Source organism: Kitasatospora sp. NPDC048296, assembly GCF_043201815.1.
GTDB lineage: Bacteria > Actinomycetota > Actinomycetes > Streptomycetales > Streptomycetaceae > Kitasatospora.
Genome location: NZ_JBICZB010000046.1, coordinates 19,797 through 36,461 on the forward strand (window position 1 = coordinate 19,797; position 16,665 = coordinate 36,461).

A 16,665-nucleotide genomic window follows, 5' to 3' on the forward strand; every position below is an offset into this window, starting at 1 on the left:
CCGGGCGGGTCGCGGCCGTGCGTGGGCGGCGCCCCCGCCACCCCCCTCCGGCCGCGCCCCCCCCCCCCCCCCCCCCCCCGCTGCCCGGCGTCACACCGCGGCCAGAGCCGACGCCCCGGCCACGTCGCCCGAGCGCAGGATCGCCTTGTGCAGTTCCTGCATCGGGGCGCACGGCTCCAGGCCCAACTCGTCGAGGAGGGTCCGGCGGGCCGACTGGTACGCCTTGAGGGCGTCCGCGCGCCGCTCGGAGCGGTAGAGCGCCAGCATCAGCTGCCGGTGGAAGGCCTCGCGCAACGGGTTCTCAGCGGCCAGCGTGTAGAGCAGGCCGACCATCTCCCGGTGCTGGCCGCGCTGGAGCTGGGCGTCCACCAGCAGTTCCACGCACTCCATCCGGGTCTCGGTCAACCGGGTGGCGAAGCTGCGCAGCACCGGTCCCTGGCCGATGTCGCCCAACGCCGGACCACGCCAGAGCGCCAGGCCCCGCTCGAAGGCCTCGCTGGCCTCCTCGAAGCGCTGCTCACGCATGAACCGGCGGCCCAGGCCCACCAGGTCCAGGAACTCCCGCGAGTCGAGGACGTCGCCGTCCAGCCGCAGGACGTAGCCGGGGGAGCGGGTGAGGATCGGCCCCTCGGCCCGCTCGGGGCGGTGCAGGAACTTGCGCAGTTCGGACACGTACACGTGCAGCCCCGCGAGCGCGCGGCGGGGTTGCCGGTCGCCCCAGATCTCGCCCATCAACTGGTCGACCGACGCCACGTGGTCGGCATGGGCGAGGAGCGAGGCGAGCAGGATTTCGACTTTCTGCGCGCTGATCGAGGACGTGCCGTTCCCGTCGACCACCCGCAGAGTCCCCAGGAGTTCGTACCGCACCGATCGGACCTCCTTCCCCGGCGGAATCAGCCGGCGATTTCCTTGGCCGTGACGGCGATGAGCTCGGCGATCTCCGGCAGGTGCTGGTCGAGGTAGAAGTGGCCGCCGGGGAAGACCCGCAGGTCGAACGCGGTGGTGGTGTGCTCGGCCCAGGCCCGCGCCTCGTCGAGGGTGGTGTGCGGGTCGTCGTCGCCGGTCAGCATGGTCAGCGGGCAGTCCAGGGCGCCGTCGCCGCGCTCGTGCGTCTCGATGGCCGTGTAGTCGGCCCGGAGCGCGGGCAGCACGGACTGCATGAACTCGGTGTTCTCCAGCCACACCGGGTCGGTGCCGCCCACGGTGCGCAGTTCGTCGATGACGCCCGCGTCGCCACGCAGGTGGACGTCCCCGCCGCGCAGCCGGGAGGGCGCGGGGTATCCGGAGGCGAACAGCCAGGCCGGGGTCCGCCCGGCGGCCTGGAGCCGGAGAGCGACCTCGAAGGCGAGGATCGAGCCCAGGCTGTGCCCGAACAGGGCGAGCGGTCGGGGGTCCTCATCGGCCAGTGCCTCGAAGGCCCGGTCGGCGAGTTCGGGAATGCTGGACAGCGGTTCCTCGTGGCGCCGGTCCTGCCGTCCCGGGTACTGGAGGGCCAGGGTCTCGACGGCGGGCGCAAGTCTCTCCGAGAGGGGGTACCAGTAGGTCGCCGATCCGCCGGCGTGCGGAAAGGCCACCAGCCGCACGCCCGCTGCGGACGGATGAAAGCGCCGAACCCAATCCGCGCCGGAATTCCTCGTCCCCGTCACCGCAAACTCCCTTTCGCCGCCCTGCCGTTGTCGCCCGGCGTGGTGAAACGCCGGCGTCCTGAAACGCTGGGAAGTCTAGGAAGCGGGAGAGGCGGCGGTAACCCCGGAAAAGCCCCTACCGGCGACCCCTAGAGCCAGCCGTAAGGCTCGGGGGACGCCGGTAGGGGAGCGCCGGCCCGCGGACGGGGGACGCCGCGGGCCGGTGGACCAGGGGGGATCAGGGCGATCGGGGGCAGCTGGGCCGGGTCAGCGCGGGCAGAGGGTGAACTTGTCCTCGAAGTCGGGCTGGTGGTTCGCGTTCTTGCCTGGCACCGCGCGCCAGGTCCAGGTGCCCTTCCAGCCCGCGTAGCGGCCGGTGAGGCCCTTGACCGGCTGGGTGATCCACGAGCCGTTGATCACCAGGGCGCGGTCGAACGCGCTCTGCGCGTGAAGACGCCGTCGGCGAGGTGGAACAGCTCGTACTGGTACTCGGTGCCGTGGCCGCCGGGCGCCTTCACCTCCAGGATGTCCATGTTGCCGGTCGCCGTGCCCGTCTGGTTGGCCGGGACGGCCTCGGCGCCGAACGGGTACAGGTAGTCGAGCCAGGTGGCCTCGAAGCCGGCCGGCACGTCGATGCCGGGGGTGCCGTTGGTCTCCAGCTTGGTCATCACCTCGGTGAAGTGGTAGCTGACGCAGCTGTGGTGGGCCTCCGTCTGCTCGTCCTCGGTGGCGCTCACCGGGCCGGTGCCCAGCGTGGTCACGGTGACGCAGGCGGCCAGCGAGGCCAGCACGGCGGCGGTTCTCTTCCAACCCTCGATGTGGGGCATGGGACGTTCCGTTTCTCTCGGTCGGTACTCAGGGGGTTTCGATCGGACCCGACAGCAGCTCCGTCACGAGCCGCGTCTCGACGTTGCCGCCGGACAGCAGCACCCCGATGTCGGCCCGGCCGCCCTCGGCGGCGATCCGCAGCGCGGCCGCGACCGCGGTGGCGGCTGCTGGCTCCACCAGCAGCCGACAGCTGGTGAGCGTCAGGCGCATCGCCTCCGCGATCTCCGGCTCCTCCACCGCCACCACCCGGGAGACCCGGTCCCGGGCCAGGTCGAAGGGCAACTGCCCGATCCGGTCGGGCCGCAGGCCGTCTGCGATGGTCGGCGCGGCCGCCACGGTCACCGGCCGCCCGGCTCGCAAGGCCGCGCCGAGGGCCGGTACGGCGGCCGGCTCGGCGGCGACCACCTCGATGCCGGACCCGTCGGTCACCAGGCACGCCCCGGCCACCGCGCTGCCCCCGCCGACCGGCAGCACCACGGCATCCAGCCGTCCACCGGCCGCGTGCACGCCGTCCAGCAGATCGGCGGTCGCGGTGCCCTGACCCAGCACCACGTCCGGGTCCTGGTAGGGGTCGATCACGTCCAGGCCGCGCAGCACCCGCAGTTCGTCGATGACCGCCAGTCGGTCGGCCAGCGTCGTCCCCGCCAGCCGGACCGACGCGCCGGCCTCCCGGATCCGTCGCACCTTCGTCGGCGCGGCGTCGACCGGCAGCACCAGTACGGCCGGCAGGCCGCACTCCCGGGCGGCCACCGCGACCGCGATCGCATGGTTGCCGGTGCTCTGCGCGACCACCCCGGGCGAACCCGCCCGGGCCAGCCGATCCACGGCCAGCAGCGCGCCGCGCATCTTGAACGACCCGCCGCGCTGCAGGTTCTCGGCCTTCAGCCACAGTCGGGCGCCCGCCGCCGCGTCCAGCTCCTCGCAGCGGACGACCGGGGTGGGCAGCACCCGGTCGCCCAGGCGCCGCCGGGCCTCGTGCACGCCCGCAGCGCTGAGCTGCGGCATGTCCTTGGCGAGCAGTCCGGTGTCTGTCCCGGTCATGCTGTCTCTCCTCGCTCGGCTCCGCCCGGCCGTTGCGATTCGGCCGGTCGTTGGCGCGGTCCAGCATCGGCACGCCGGCTAAGGTCCGGCCAAAGCCGGGCTACGCCCGCCGCCGGCGCCCCGCACCGGGTGAGGCCGGTCGCCCGGGCTTCGTCGCGGGCCGGGCAAGGATCCACGAGACGGGCCCCGAGGGGCTTTAGGGGGTGGCAAGCGGTTCTTTGGTCCTGCGGTGGACCCTGGGGCCATGAAGATCAGTGCCGTTGCCGCGGAGCGCAGGCCCACCCTCCACTTCCTTCGGGGGATCCGGGCGATCTCCCCGGTCTTCCTGGACACCGATGTCGACATGACCGCGGTCGTGCGGCACCGGGAGACCCAGCACAAGTACTCGGTCGTGAGCTACGTGCTCCACAGTGCGGCCCGCGTGCTGGCCGCCCACCCCGAGGCCAACGCTGCGATGAGCGGCCTGCTGCGCCCCCGGGTGGCCCGCTACGCCTCCGTCAACGGCAAGTTCACCCTCGACCGCACCCTGAACGGGCAGCGCATCGTGCTCTCCACCGTCCTGACGGACCTGCAGCGCGCGAGCCTCGACGAGATCCAGCGGCGGGTGGAGCACTTCCGCGACGGCGACCCGGCCGAGATGCCCGAGTTCGCCGGCGCCCGGCTGCTCCAGCGGCTGCCCGGGCCGGTCGGCGGCCTGCTGTTCCGGATGGGCACCCGCCCGCTGAACCGCCGCGCCGACGTCATGGGCACCTTCGCGGTGACCTCGCTCGGGCACCGCCCGGTCGACGGCTTCTACTCCGTGGGTGGCACCACCATCACGCTCGGGGTCGGCCGGATCGCCGACCGCCCGGTGGCGCGCGGCACCGAGGTCGCCGTCGCCCCGCTGATGCGGCTGTCTCTCACCTTCGACCATCGGGTCATCGACGGCGCGGAGGCCGCGGACGTGCTGGCCGACCTCAAGCAGACGCTGGAGGACTTCCCCACCGAGGAGCGGGCGTGAACAGCGTCGAGGAACTCAAGCAGTACGTCGGCGTCCACGCGCGCGGACTGGAGATCGAGGGCTGGGAGCGGCTGCTCGGCCGGGTCACCGACGACGGCGCCGGGCCCGGCTCCTGGGCGGGCGAGTGGTCCGCGCAGGGCGACCGGCTCGCCGCCGGGGGCAAGCACCTGGAGGCCGGCCGGCACTACCTGATGGCCCGCTTCCCCTACGTCGACGGCGCCGCCCGCCAGGACGCCTACGAGAAGGCACTGGCCAGCTTCGAGCGCTGGCGTTCCGGCCAGGACATCCACCGACTGGACGTGGACTTCAAGGGCCGTCAGATCGGCTGCTGGACGGCCGGCCTGTCCGCCGACCGGCCCCGCCCGCTGGTCGTCATCATGGGCGGCCACCTCACCCTCAAGGAGCAGTGGGCGCCCGCGTTGCCCGTCTTCGCCGGGCTCGGCTTCGCCGTGGTCTCCACCGAGCTGCCCGGCGTCGGCGAGAACGAGGCCCCCTACGACGCGGAGGCCTGGCGCACGCTCTCCGCGGTGCTGGACGCCGTCGCCGACCGCGCTGACGTCTCCCGCACCTACGCCTTCGCGATGAGCTTCAGCGGCCACCTCGCGCTGCGCTGCGGCATGGAGGACCGGCGGATCCGCGGCATCATCACCGCCGGCGCACCGATCCGCGAGTTCTTCACCGACACCGCCTGGCAGCGGAGGCTGCCCGCCGTCACCGTCGACACCCTGACCCACCTGACCGGGCTCGGCCTCGACGGGCTGCGCGGCTGGGCACTGCCCGCCGAGGGCCTGCGCTCGCTGGACATCCCGGTGGCGTACGTCGCGAGCCTGCGCGACGAGATCATCCCGCCCGGTGACCTCGGCCTGCTGCGCACCCACATCCGCGACCTGCGCCTGCTGGTCCACGACGACGTGCACGCATCCCCCTCGCACGCCGAGGAGAACCGGCTCTGGATGGCCTGGTCGCTGCTGCGGATGCGGGGCGGCCTCGACCCGCGGACGGCCGTGATCGGCCTGATGTGGCGGGCCGCCCGACTGCGGGCGTCGCTGCGCGGCCGGTAGCCCTCCCAACGCGGGGCGGGCCCTGTCAGCGGGCCCTGCCAGCCCGCTGACAGGGCCCGCGCGGCGGTACCAGCTGGCTGCAAGCGCCGTGCCAGCGCGGACGGGCACGGTGGAATCCGACCAGTCTGAGCGGGCCCCGGTTCACTCAGCGACCTGCTCCGCAACACTTCTCTGGAGACTTGTCATGACGACCCCGCCACCCTCACCCCGCCGCTGGTGGGGGTTGGGCGCCTTGGTGCTCAGCGTCCTCGTGATCTCACTGGACGGCACGATCATCAACGTCGCTCTGCCCACGCTCTCCCAGGAGCTGGGTGCCACCAACACCCAGCTGCAGTGGATCAGTGGCGGCTACCTTCTGACCTTCGCCGCGGTCATGCTCCCCATCGGCGTGCTGGGCGACCGCTTCGGGCACAAGAAGCTGCTGCTCGCCGGCATCACCATCTTCGGTGCCTCCTCGGTGGCCGGCTTCCTGGTGGACGACCCCGGATCGGTGATCACGGTCCGCACCCTGATGGGTGTCGGCGCCGCCATGATCATGCCGCTCACCATGGCGATCCTGCCCAAGATGTTCCCCAAGGAGGAACTGGACAAGGCCGTCGGCACCTGGACCGCCGCCGCGTCGATCGGCATGCCGGTCGGCCCGCTGGTCGGCGGCTGGCTGCTCAACCACTTCTGGTGGGGCTCGGTCTTCGTCTTCAACCTCCCCGTGGTGGCGGCGGCCCTGGTCGCCGTGGCCTTCCTCCTGCCCGCCGACCCGACGGCCGCCCAGCGCGCCGCGGACGGCCGGACGCCCGCCTTCGACGGCCTGGGCGCGCTGCTCGGCGCCCTGGGCATCACCGGGCTCGTGTACGGCTCCATCCTGGTTCCGGAGGACGGCTGGGGCTCCGTCAAGGTGCTCGGCACGCTGGCAGGCGGCGTGGTGCTGCTGGTCGCCCTGGTGTACCGCGAGCGCCGGACCGCCTCGCCGCTGGTCGACCTCGGCCTGTTCGGCAACCGCAAGTTCCTGTGGGGCACGGTCGTCGCGACCTTCGTGAACTTCTGCATCATGGGCATCCTGTTCGTGGTGCCGCAGTACCTGGAGTCCGTGCTCGGCAACAGCGCCTTGGGCACCGGTCTGCGTTTGCTGCCGCTGATCGGTGGTCTGGTCGTCGGCGCCCAGCTCGCCGAGGCCTTCGTGCCCCGGATCGGGCCGCGCGTCATCATCCCGACCGGTCTGCTGGTGCTGGCCGGTGGCACCCTGCTCGGCGCCCAGTCGAGTTCGGGAGACGGCTACGGCTTCGCCGCGCTGTGGCTGACCGTGACCGGCGCCGGCTTCGGCCTGGCGATCGTCCCCGGCACCAGCATGGTCCTCGGCTCGCTGCCCAAGGAGGGCACCGGCGCCGGCTCCAGCCTGCTGGAGACCCTGCAGCAGGTCGGCGGTGCGCTCGGCGTCGCCGGTCTGGGCAGCCTGCTCAGCTTCGGCTACCTCGACCGGATCACCACTGGCGGCCTGCCGGACGACGCCGCCCAGGCGGCCCGGGACTCGGTGACCGGCGCCAACGCGGTGGCAGCCCAGCTGAATGACCCGGGGCTGCTGAACTCCGCGCACGGCGCCTTCGTGCACGGCAGCAACCTGGTGCTGACGACCTGCGGCGTGGTCGCCGTGGTGGCCGCGCTGCTCGCCGCCGCCTTCGTACCGCCGAAGTCGGCGTTCCCGGAGAAGCAGGAGGGCAAGGACAAGAAGGGCAAGAAGGGGGAGCAGTCGCCAGACGCGGCCGAACTGCCCCAGGAGCAGGGCGAGTCGCTGGTCTGACCAGCCGTGTGGAGCCGGGTTCCCGAGGTCCGGCCGGGCGGTGCGCCGTCCGGCCGGACCGGCCTGCGCGCGTCAGCCCGCGAGCGCGAGCGCCAGTGCTCGCTCGGCCGGGACCTGCCGGCCGCGCTCGTACGCGGCGTCGAGCACCGCGGGGTCCAGCGCCGCCGTGATCCGCTCGGTGGCCCGGCGCACCTCCGGGCTGCGTCCGTCGCGGTAGCCGTGCAGGGTGTGGGCGGCGCCGAGCAGTTCGGCGGCCCGCTCGTCCTCGCCGCGCGCGGCGGCCAGCGCGGCGACGCCCTCCAGCACGGCCGCCGCGGCCTGCTGGTGGACGATCCCTTCGCGGCCGAGCTCCCGGACGGCCTTGGCGTGCCACTGTGCCGCCGCGGCCAGGTCGCCCTCCTGCTCGGACAGGCAGCCGAGCTGGCTGTAGGTCAGGGCGACGGCCCGAACCGAGTTGTTCCCGGCCGCCATGGTCTCCAGCAGCTCCAACGCCCGGGTCAGCGGTGGCCGGGCCGCGGGCAGGTCGCCGGCCGCCCGGGCCAGCCGGCTCAGTGCGACGTGCCCCTCCACGGCGTTGCCGAACTCCCCGACCCGCTCCGAGGCGCGCACCCCCTGGCGGATCTCCTCCAGGCCGAGGGCCACCTCGCCGGACTCGGCGCGGGCCCGGCCGAGTTGGATCAGCGTCAGGGTACCGCTCTCTGGCCCGCCCCGGACGGCGTACGCGTAGGCCTCCTGGCCCAGCCGCACGGCCTCGGCGCCGTCGCCGCGGATCAGGGCCAGGTCCATCAGCCCGCCGCGCGCGACGTTCATGCCCCAGTGCTCGCCCAGCCGGCGGAAGCCCGCGTAGCCCTCCCTCAGTTCGGCGAGCGCGGTGTCGATCCGGCCGGCGTTGAACGCGAGGTAGCCCAGGCAGACTCGGGTGATCGCCCGTACCCACGGGTCCGCGGCGCTCTCCCGGACGGCCAGCAGCTCCCGTTCGGCGCCCGCCGCGTCGTTCAGGAACAGCGCGGCGACCGGCCGGGCCAGGTGCAGCGCGGGGTGCCCGGGGCGCTCGGGCAGGCACTTCAGCGCGGTCCGCACGGCCTGCTGCCGGGCCTCGGCGGCGGCCTCCGGACCGTCCGGGCCCTCCACCATCAGCACCGCGAGGAAGGTGCACAGCGCGTACGCGTCGGCCAGCTCCGGTGCGTCGGCCGGGGGCCGCTCGCCGGCCAGCTCGCGCACCGCGACCGCCCAGCCGTGCGCCTCGGCCAGCTGGTTGTGCGTGATCCAGTACCAGGCCAGCGCTCCGACCAGCCGCAGCGCCGTCCCGACGTCCCGCCGCTCCACCGCCCAGCCGAGCGCGGCGGTGCAGTTGTCCCGCTCGGCGGTCAGTCGCGCGGACCACAACTCCTGCTCGCTGCCGCGCAGTTCGCGCTCAGCCCGCTCCGCTGCGGCGAGCAGGTGGGCGGCGTGCGCGGCGCGCAGCCGGTCCGTCTCGCCGGCGTCCGCGAGGCGTTCCGCGGCGTACGCCCGCACCGTCTCCAACAGCCCGTAGCGGACCTCGGCCTGGCCGGTGGCGATGACCAGCGACTTGTCGATCAGCGCGGCGATCACGTCGATGACCTCCCGGCCGTCGAGGTCGTGGCCGTCGTCCGGCGCGCAGACCCCCTCCGCGCTCCGCGGGGTGGCGCCGCCGCGGAAGACCGACAGCCGGCGCAGCACCGCCCGTTCGGTGTCGTCCAGCAGATCCCAGCTCCAGTCCACCACCGCGCGCAGCGTCTGGTGCCGGGGTGCGGCGGCCCGGCTGCCGGCGCCGAGCAGCCGGAAGCGGTCGCCGAGGCGTTCGGCGATCTGGCGGAGGGTCAGGGAGCGCAGTCGGGCGGCGGCGAGCTCGATCGCGAACGGCAGCCCGTCCAGCGCACGGCAGACGGCGATCACCAGTGGTCCGGTGGCCTCGTCGACCCGGAAGCCGGGCCGCACCGCGGCGGCCCGGTCCTCGAATAGCCGCACCGCGGCGTACCCGCCGGCCTCGGTCGGGCCCGCCCCGGGCGGCGGCAGTGGCAACGAGGGCAGCGGGCAGAGGGTCTCGCCGGTGATGGCCAGCGGTTCCCGGCTGGTCGCGAGCATTCGGACGCCGGGGGCGCCGGCCAGGACCCGGTCGGTGAGCCGGGCCACCCCCTCGACCAGGTGCTCGCAGTTGTCGAGCACCAGCAACATCCGCTGGTTGGCCAGTGCGTCCACCAGCCGCTTCATCGGCGGCAGCACCGCGGTGGCGTCGCCTACCCGGGAGGGCTCGGCCTGGCCGATTGCGGCGAGCACGGCCTGCGGCAGGTCCTGGGCCGCGCCGACCTGCGCCAGTGGCACCAGCCACACCCCGTCCGGGTACTCGCCGACCAGGGTGGCGGACACCTCGCCGGCCAGCCGGGTCTTGCCCGCGCCGCCCGGTCCGGTGAGGGTCACCAGCCGGACCTCGCGCAGCAGCTTGCAGATCCGCTCGGACTCCTCCTCGCGGCCGACGAAACTGGTCAGCGGGGACGGCAGGTTGGTGCGCCGGCCGTCGCCCGGGCGGCCCGGCTCGCCGCCGCGGGCCGGGGCGGGCGCGCGCAGGTCGCCGCGCAGGATCGCGAGGTGCAGTGCGGCGAGCTCCGGCGAGGGGTCGGCGCCGAGCCGCTCGGCGAGCTCCCGGCGGGTGTCCTCGTACACCTCCAGGGCGGCGGCCTGCCGTCCGGTGGCGTGCAGCGCGCGCATCAGCAGACCGCGCAGCCGCTCGCGCAACGGGTGCGACCGGCAGAGCCCTTCGAGTTCGGCGACGAGGTGGGGCGTGTCGCCGAGGGTGAGTTCGGCGTCCACGCGGTCCTCCACGGCGGCCAGCCGCAGTTCCTCCAACCGGGTGATCGTGGCCCTGGCGAAGGCCGCGTCGGTGACCTCGGCCAGCGCGGGCCCGCGCCACAGGTCGAGCGCGCGGCGCAGGGTCGCGGCGCGCTCCTCCGGGGCGGCCGACCGGGGCACGGCGGTCACCAGCCGCTCGAAGGCCACCGCGTCGATCTCGCCCGGGTCCACATCGAGTTGGTAGCCGCCGCCCGGGGTGGCGGCGACGAGGTCGCGGCCGCCGACGCCGCGCAGCCGCGACACCAGCGTGTGCAGCGCGTTGCCCGGGACGGCCGGCCGGAACTCCTCCCACAGGTCGTCGATCAGGCGGTCGGCGGAGACGGCACGGCCGCCGTCCACGGCGAGCCGGATCAGCAGTGCCCGCAGTCGCTGACCGCTGATCTCGACGGGCCGGGCTGCTTCGTCCCACAGTTCGAGCGGGCCCAGGATGCCGATGCGCACGTAACCACCCCTCCTGCGGTCATTCTGCCAGGCCCGTGGTGATGCCGTCGCGATCACCGGGACGGGGGTGTTCACCGACTGTTCATGCGCCCGCCGACGGTACGGAAGGAGGCGGATGGTGCGGATTTGTCTGGTCGCCGCCTCAGGTCAGATGAACTCGCCCCCGGAGTTGGTGGATTCCCGTGCCGAGGCGTGTCAGAATCGCCGCACTTGCTGTGTTGACTCCGTTCCAGGGGGAATGCCGGGAGGACGGATTCCGGTTCTAGTGGCGTCCGGGCGTACCGCTGAGGATATGCCCGGCCCGACGGGTGATGAACCGGAGCCGCCCCGGTGGTGGTTCGATCGATTGCGGCAGGAGTGCGGTGATGCTCGCACAGTGCATTTTTCAGGCAAATTCCGAGCCAACGAACGTTCACAATGTAGTCACATATGCTATTCGGGGGATGGTAGCTGATGTGGTTGGTGGAAAGAGACAGAGAACTCGACGAACTCGGCCGACTGCTCGATGGCACGTTACGGGGTACCGGCGGACTGGCCATCGTCACCGGACCGGTGGCGTGCGGTAAGACCGCGCTGCTCAGGGACCTGGGCGAACGAACCGTGGCCGCCGGTGCCACCTTCCTCGGTGCCACCGGCTCCCGGGTCGAACAGGCGCTGCCGCTCGGCCTGGTCAGCCAACTGCTGTACAGCACGGGCGGCACGGCCGACTGCTCGGGCGGCCTGCAGCCGACCGTGGACGGCATGCTGGCCGACCTCCACGACCGTCCCGGCCCCGGACCCGGGCGGCTCGCCGACCGCGGGGCGCTCGGCGGGGAGCGGAACGGTGAGGAAGGGATCGGCATCGCCCCGGCCACCCTGTACCGGCTCTGCAAGGTGTTCTTCGACCTCGCCACGAACGGGCCGCTGGTCATCGGCGTCGACGACGCCCACCACACCGACCTCACCTCCCTGCTGGTCCTGCTCTACCTGGCCCGCAGGCTGCGCACCGTACCGATCCTGCTGGTGCTCACCCAGTCCAGTCGGCCGCCCCTGAGCCATGCGCTCCTGCAGACCGAGTTCCTGCAACTGCCCGGCTGCACCAGCATCCGGCTCGGCCCGCTCAGCCCGCGCGGGGTGGAGACCCTGATGGCCGGTCGGCTGGGCCCCGCCACCGGCGCCGCTCTGGCTGCCGAGTGCCACCGGATCAGCGGCGGCAGCCCGCTGCTGGTTCAGGCGATCGCCGATGACCACCAGGCGGCCCCCGTGCCGGACGGCGTAGTGCTCGGCGACTCCTTCGACCGGGCCCTCGGCACCTTCCTGTTCCGCGCCGAGCACGCGATGTGCGAGGTCGCCCGGGCCCTCGCCGTACTCGGCGCGGACGTCGGCCCGGTGGTACTGGCGGAAGTCCTGGCGCTGGGCCCCGAGGCCACGGCGAACGCCCTCGACGCCCTGACCGCGGTCGGGCTGCTGCGGGACGGCTGGTTCCGGTACGAGGGCGTCCGCAGCGCCGTCCTGCGCGCGATGCCGTCGGACCGCCCGGCCGCCCTGCACGCCCGGGCGGCCGAGGCGCTGCACAACGCCGGCGCCCCCGTCGAGCGGATCGCCCGTCACCTGGTGGCCGCTGAGCGGCCCGCCGCCCCCTGGGCCGCGGACGTCCTGCGCAGGGCGGCCGAGGAAGTGCTGCGGGTGGACGACGTGACCCTCGCCGTCAAGTGCCTTCGGGTCGCCCTGGAGCTGTGCCGCGAACCGCAGGAGCGCGCCAAGGTGCGGGTCGCCCTGATGCGCATCGAATGGCGGGTCGATCCGGCCGCGGCCGCCCGCCACCTGCCCGAACTCTGCGTGGCGGCCCGGGAGTCCCGGCTCGACTGCCGCGGCTTGTCCGCGCTGGTGAGCCAGCTCATGTGGCACGGCCGGCTGGAGGAGTCCGCCGAGGTCCTCGAGACCATCGCCCGCCACCTCGCCGAGCTCGGCCTCACGCCCGATCGGAACAAGCTGACGGTCTGCCTGATGATCTCCGAGGCGTACCCCGAGCTGTCCGACCGGCTGCTGCCGGCCGGGATGCGGCCCGACCCGGTCGCCTCCGAGGTCGGCTCGGGCATCCAGGTCCGCGCGGCCGGCTCGCTGGCCAGTGTGCTGAGCGGGTACATCGGGCACGACACCGTGGAGACCGCCGAGGCCGTGCTGGAAGGCTCTCGGCTGGACGACGACACGTTGAGCGCGATCATCGTCGCCCTGGTCGTCCTGATCCTCGCCGACCAGTGCGAGCGGGCCGCGTTCTGGTGCGGGCAGCTGGTGGCGGAGTCCGCTAGCCACAACGCCCCGATGTGGACCGCGCTGCTCACCTCCCTCCAAGCGCTCACCCACCTGCGCCGCGGCGAGCTGCCGGCCGCCGAACAGCGGGCCCGGGAGGCGCTCGCGCTGGTGCCGGTGGAGAGTTGGGGCGCGGCCGTCGGACTGCCGGTTGCCGTGGGGTTGCTGGCCACCACGGTCACCCGGCCCGCCGAGGCCGCCGCCTTCCTGGCCGTCCCGGTGCCCGATGTTGTCTTCCGCACCCCCTGCGGCCTGCTCTACCTGCTCGCCCGCGGCCGCCACCACCTGGCCAACAACCGGGTCCAGGCGGCGCTCAGCGACTTCCTGTGCTGCGGCGAGCTGATGGAGAAGTTCGGCCTCGACGCGCCCAACCTGGTGGCCTGGCGGATCGAGGCTGCCGCGGCCTACCTGCGGCTGGGCCGGAAGGAGGAGGCCCGCCAGCTGCTGGACGCGCAGCTGGCCGCCACCAGCCGCAACGACCAGCGCACCCACGGGCGGGTGCTGGCGCTGCTCGCCGCGACCACCGCCGACCTCGGTGAGCGGGCCCGGCTGCTGGCCAAGGCACTCGACCACCTCCAGGCCGGCGGGGACCGTTACGAGCAGATGGTCGCCGCCACCGAACTCAGCCGCACCTACGCCCGCCTGGGCGCCGACGCGTCGGCCCGGGCGGAGGAGGACTGTGTGCACCGGCTGGCCGAACTGTGCGGTCTCGGTGCCGGTGCCGGTGCCGGCCCGGGGGCCGGCGGTCGGGAGGTGGGCGTGCGCGGCGCGCCGCTGGTGATCCGGAGTGCCCCTCCCGCGGCCGCCGGCCCGCTGCTGGGCCAACTGGCCGAGCAGCGGGCCGGCGGCCGCACCCCCCGGGCGGCCGGGCGCCGGCCCAGCTTGGTCGGCCCCATGCCGCGCGGCCCGCAGCCGCTGCTGGTCAGCGAGCTGAGCCGGGCTGAGCTGCGGGTGGTCGCACTAGCCGCCCGCGGCCACACCAACCGTCAGATCGCGCACAAACTCTTCATCACCGTCAGCACCGTCGAACAGCACCTGACCCGCGCCTATCGCAAGCTCCGGGTCGACCGGCGGGCCGACCTGCCGGCCCACCTCCTGCCGGACGAGACTGGCTGAATCCGGACCCCTAACCGACCCGGGAAAGGGGCGGTTAGGGGTTAACTGGTCGCAGATCGCTGCGTAGGTTCGGGGCCCAGGTCAGGTATCGCTGGCGAATCCATTCTGGGAGGAATCACGATGACAGAGCCGAAGGTGAACATCCTGCTCGAAGGCGGCGCGGCGGGCTCGGAGTTCGAGCGCGTACGCGAGGTCGGACACGGCGAGAGCGTGGTCAAGATCCTCGCCGGCAACCGGCATGAGCACTTCCGACGCACCGACCGGACGGCCTTTCATGAGGGTGTCCCGCTGGACATCTTCGAATGGAGCGGCAACACCTTCGTCGCGGAGTGACATCCGCCGGGCGCGCCGCGGCGTTCCGGTATCCCCTCAGCCCGGGACGCTTTCGACGCAAAGGGTCAACAGATACCAGTCACCGGCAGTAGCTGCGGAGGGGTGGCCACCCCTGGGACCACTTTGGGACCACACCCCATGAGCGCCCATGGGCGCCCATGGATCAGAACGGACGCTTGTGTGCGAAGTGGACACTGGCGAAACGTCGGCTGGCCCTGGCGCCGATCCGGCCAAGGGATCCCAACTCATTTGCACCCCAGTCCAGTTGAGCAACGAAGAAGCCAGAGCGGCGAGGCTCCGGCTGTCGACTGGGGGTCAAGGGGTCGCAGGTTCAAATCCTGTCGTCCCGACTTGCATTGCCGCAGGTCGTAGGCCGTTTCCACCGCAAGGTGGGAGCGGCCTTCTGGCGTTTTGTCAGCTGGTGGTCGCATGGTGGTCGCGCCGGTCACAGCGGGATGGGGGCGTGAGCTGCGTGTTCGCGGCGGTTCCTGCGTCGGCGGTTGGTGAGGTGGTCGCGGAACTGGTCGATCAGGTTCCTTGGCCTCTCTGCGCGTTGGGTGGCGTGGAGGGCGGCTTCGGCGGAGTCGAGGAGGCGGGCGATGGCGTCGACGGCTTCGCGGGCGGCTTGGCGGGTGAGGCGCACGCTTACGACCTGCGTGGCCGCCAGACCTCGATGTCCGACCCGGATACCGGCACAACGCAGATCTTCTATGACGCCCAGTCGCGCATCGACCACACCGTCGGTGCCGGGAACAGCACCCTCGCCTACAGCTACGACCTACTCAACCGCAGGACCGGCATGTACATCGGCAGCGTCGCGCCCGCCAACCAGCTGGCGTCCTGGACGTACGACACGCTCGCCAAGGGCCTGCTGACCTCCAACACCCGCTACGTGGGCGGGGCGAACGGCGCGGCCTACACCGAGGCGATCACCGGGTACGACACCGTCTACCGCCCGCAGGGCAACTCCATCACCATCCCGTCGACCGAGGGCGCGCTCGCCGGCACCTACACCACGGGGTGCACCTACAGCGGGGTGCTCGGCGCCCTCAAGGGGACGGACCTCCCCGCCGCCGGCGGCCTGCCCGCCGAATCGGTCAGCTACGGCCGCACCATCACGGGCCTGCTGACCTCGGCGGCCAGCCTCAAGAAGGCCGTCGTCGCCCAGGTCGCGTACGACGCGCTCGCCCGCCCGGTGCGCACGACGGTCGGCCTCTACGGAACCCAGGTCGTCGCCACCCAGCAGTACGACTGGGCGACCGGACGTATCATCAACAACTTCGTCGACCGGCAGAGCGGCACCGTCTCCGCCGACCAGACCAGCTACACCTATACCCAGGCCGGCCAGCTCACCTCCGTCACGGACATCCAGGACGCCTCGGCGACCGACACCCAGTGCTTCACCTACGACTACCTGAGCCGGCTGACCGGCGCCTGGACGGACACCGGCGGCACCAGCACCATCGCCGACTGGACCGACTCCTCCGGCACCAAGCACGGCACCGGCAGCTCCACCACCGTCCCCGGCATCGGCACCTGCAACAACGCCACCGGCCCCGCGACGGTCAACCCCGGCGGACGCACCGTCGGCGGTCCGGCCCCGTACTGGAACACCTACAGCTACGACGCCACCGGCAACCGCACCGGCCTCGTCCAGCACGACATCACCGGCAACGGCCTCAACGACACGACCACCAACCAGACCTTCGGAGCCGCCAAGACCGCCAACTCCCCCACCAACGCCCCCAACATCGGCGGTGGCACCGGCGGTCCGCACGCCCTGCTCGCCTCGACCACCACCGGCCCGGCGGGTACCAAGGCCGTCAGCTACCAGTACGACGCCAAGGGCCGGACCACCGCCATCACCGATACCAGCGGCGCCACTACGCTGACCTGGAACGGCGAGGACAAGCTCGACTCCCTCACCACGACCGGCCAGGCCGGCGCCACCAGCTACCTCTACGACGCGGACGGCAACCAACTGATCCGCCGCAACCCCGGCAAGACCACGCTCAACCTGCCCACTGACGAGCTGACCCTCGACACGGTCAGCGGCGCCATGAGCAACGTTCGATCCCTCGCCGCCCCCGGCGGCCTGACCTACACCCGCGTCACCGCGCCCATCGGACCCCCAACGCCGCGAACGCAGTTATCCAAGAGTCGTCAAACGCGCCCGACACAACAGCTACCACGTCAAGCGCCCCGGTGACACAGGAGCCCGCCACAGCACCCCGCCGACCGTCCGCCTCGCCAACATCCCAACAGCCGCTT

12 protein-coding genes are annotated in these 16,665 nt (G+C 72.9%); 6 read left to right on the forward strand and 6 right to left on the reverse strand.

Annotation, left to right across the window (positions count from 1 at the left end):
• Positions 1 to 90: 90 nt before the first annotated feature.
• From ACGF12_RS24735 to ACGF12_RS24755, 5 genes are all read right to left on the reverse strand, one after another.
• On the reverse strand, positions 91 to 867 hold the full coding sequence (locus tag ACGF12_RS24735) for a BTAD domain-containing putative transcriptional regulator (protein ID WP_393034009.1): 777 nt from the start codon (positions 865 to 867) through the stop codon (positions 91 to 93).
• A gap of 26 nt (positions 868 to 893) precedes the next feature.
• Entirely contained in the window at positions 894 to 1,574 is a 681-nt protein-coding gene (locus tag ACGF12_RS24740; protein ID WP_393034012.1) for a thioesterase II family protein, read from the reverse strand.
• Between the two features lie 318 nt (positions 1,575 to 1,892).
• Positions 1,893 to 2,045, reverse strand: coding sequence for a hypothetical protein (locus tag ACGF12_RS24745; RefSeq protein WP_393034015.1), 153 nt, complete (start codon positions 2,043 to 2,045; stop codon positions 1,893 to 1,895).
• A complete protein-coding gene (locus tag ACGF12_RS24750) occupies positions 2,042 to 2,452 on the reverse strand; it encodes a hypothetical protein (RefSeq protein WP_393034018.1) in 411 nt (136 codons plus the stop codon). The genes ACGF12_RS24745 and ACGF12_RS24750 overlap by 4 nt, the downstream gene beginning before the upstream one ends.
• 28 nt (positions 2,453 to 2,480) lie before the next feature.
• Entirely contained in the window at positions 2,481 to 3,494 is a 1,014-nt protein-coding gene (locus ACGF12_RS24755) for a threonine/serine dehydratase (RefSeq protein ID WP_393034021.1), read from the reverse strand.
• A 244-nt stretch (positions 3,495 to 3,738) separates the two neighbouring features.
• Here ACGF12_RS24755 and ACGF12_RS24760 point away from each other — a divergent pair, with 244 nt between their 5' ends.
• From ACGF12_RS24760 to ACGF12_RS24770, 3 genes are all read left to right on the forward strand, one after another.
• Positions 3,739 to 4,494, forward strand: coding sequence for a 2-oxo acid dehydrogenase subunit E2 (locus ACGF12_RS24760; protein WP_393034024.1), 756 nt, complete (start codon positions 3,739 to 3,741; stop codon positions 4,492 to 4,494).
• Positions 4,491 to 5,555, forward strand: a complete 1,065-nt coding sequence (locus ACGF12_RS24765; protein WP_393034027.1) for an alpha/beta hydrolase — start codon at positions 4,491 to 4,493, stop codon at positions 5,553 to 5,555. The genes ACGF12_RS24760 and ACGF12_RS24765 overlap by 4 nt, the downstream gene beginning before the upstream one ends.
• A 184-nt stretch (positions 5,556 to 5,739) precedes the next feature.
• A complete protein-coding gene (locus tag ACGF12_RS24770) occupies positions 5,740 to 7,347 on the forward strand; it encodes an MFS transporter (RefSeq protein ID WP_393034030.1) in 1,608 nt (535 codons plus the stop codon).
• Positions 7,348 to 7,419: 72 nt separating this feature from the next.
• Here ACGF12_RS24770 and ACGF12_RS24775 read toward each other — a convergent pair whose 3' ends face one another.
• A complete protein-coding gene (locus ACGF12_RS24775; RefSeq protein WP_393034033.1) occupies positions 7,420 to 10,656 on the reverse strand; it encodes a BTAD domain-containing putative transcriptional regulator in 3,237 nt (1,078 codons plus the stop codon).
• A 462-nt stretch (positions 10,657 to 11,118) separates the two neighbouring features.
• Here ACGF12_RS24775 and ACGF12_RS24780 point away from each other — a divergent pair, with 462 nt between their 5' ends.
• The 3 genes from ACGF12_RS24780 (at position 11,119) to ACGF12_RS24790 (ending at position 16,603) form a co-directional block, all read left to right on the forward strand.
• Entirely contained in the window at positions 11,119 to 14,061 is a 2,943-nt protein-coding gene (locus ACGF12_RS24780) for an AAA family ATPase (protein ID WP_393034036.1), read from the forward strand.
• 120 nt (positions 14,062 to 14,181) lie between these two features.
• The gene (locus ACGF12_RS24785) at positions 14,182 to 14,394 is read left to right on the forward strand and encodes a DUF5988 family protein (RefSeq protein WP_393034039.1); all 213 of its coding nucleotides are present in this window, start codon (positions 14,182 to 14,184) and stop codon (positions 14,392 to 14,394) included.
• A gap of 562 nt (positions 14,395 to 14,956) precedes the next feature.
• A complete protein-coding gene (locus tag ACGF12_RS24790; protein WP_393034108.1) occupies positions 14,957 to 16,603 on the forward strand; it encodes a hypothetical protein in 1,647 nt (548 codons plus the stop codon).
• The last annotated feature ends 62 nt before the right edge of the window (positions 16,604 to 16,665 follow it).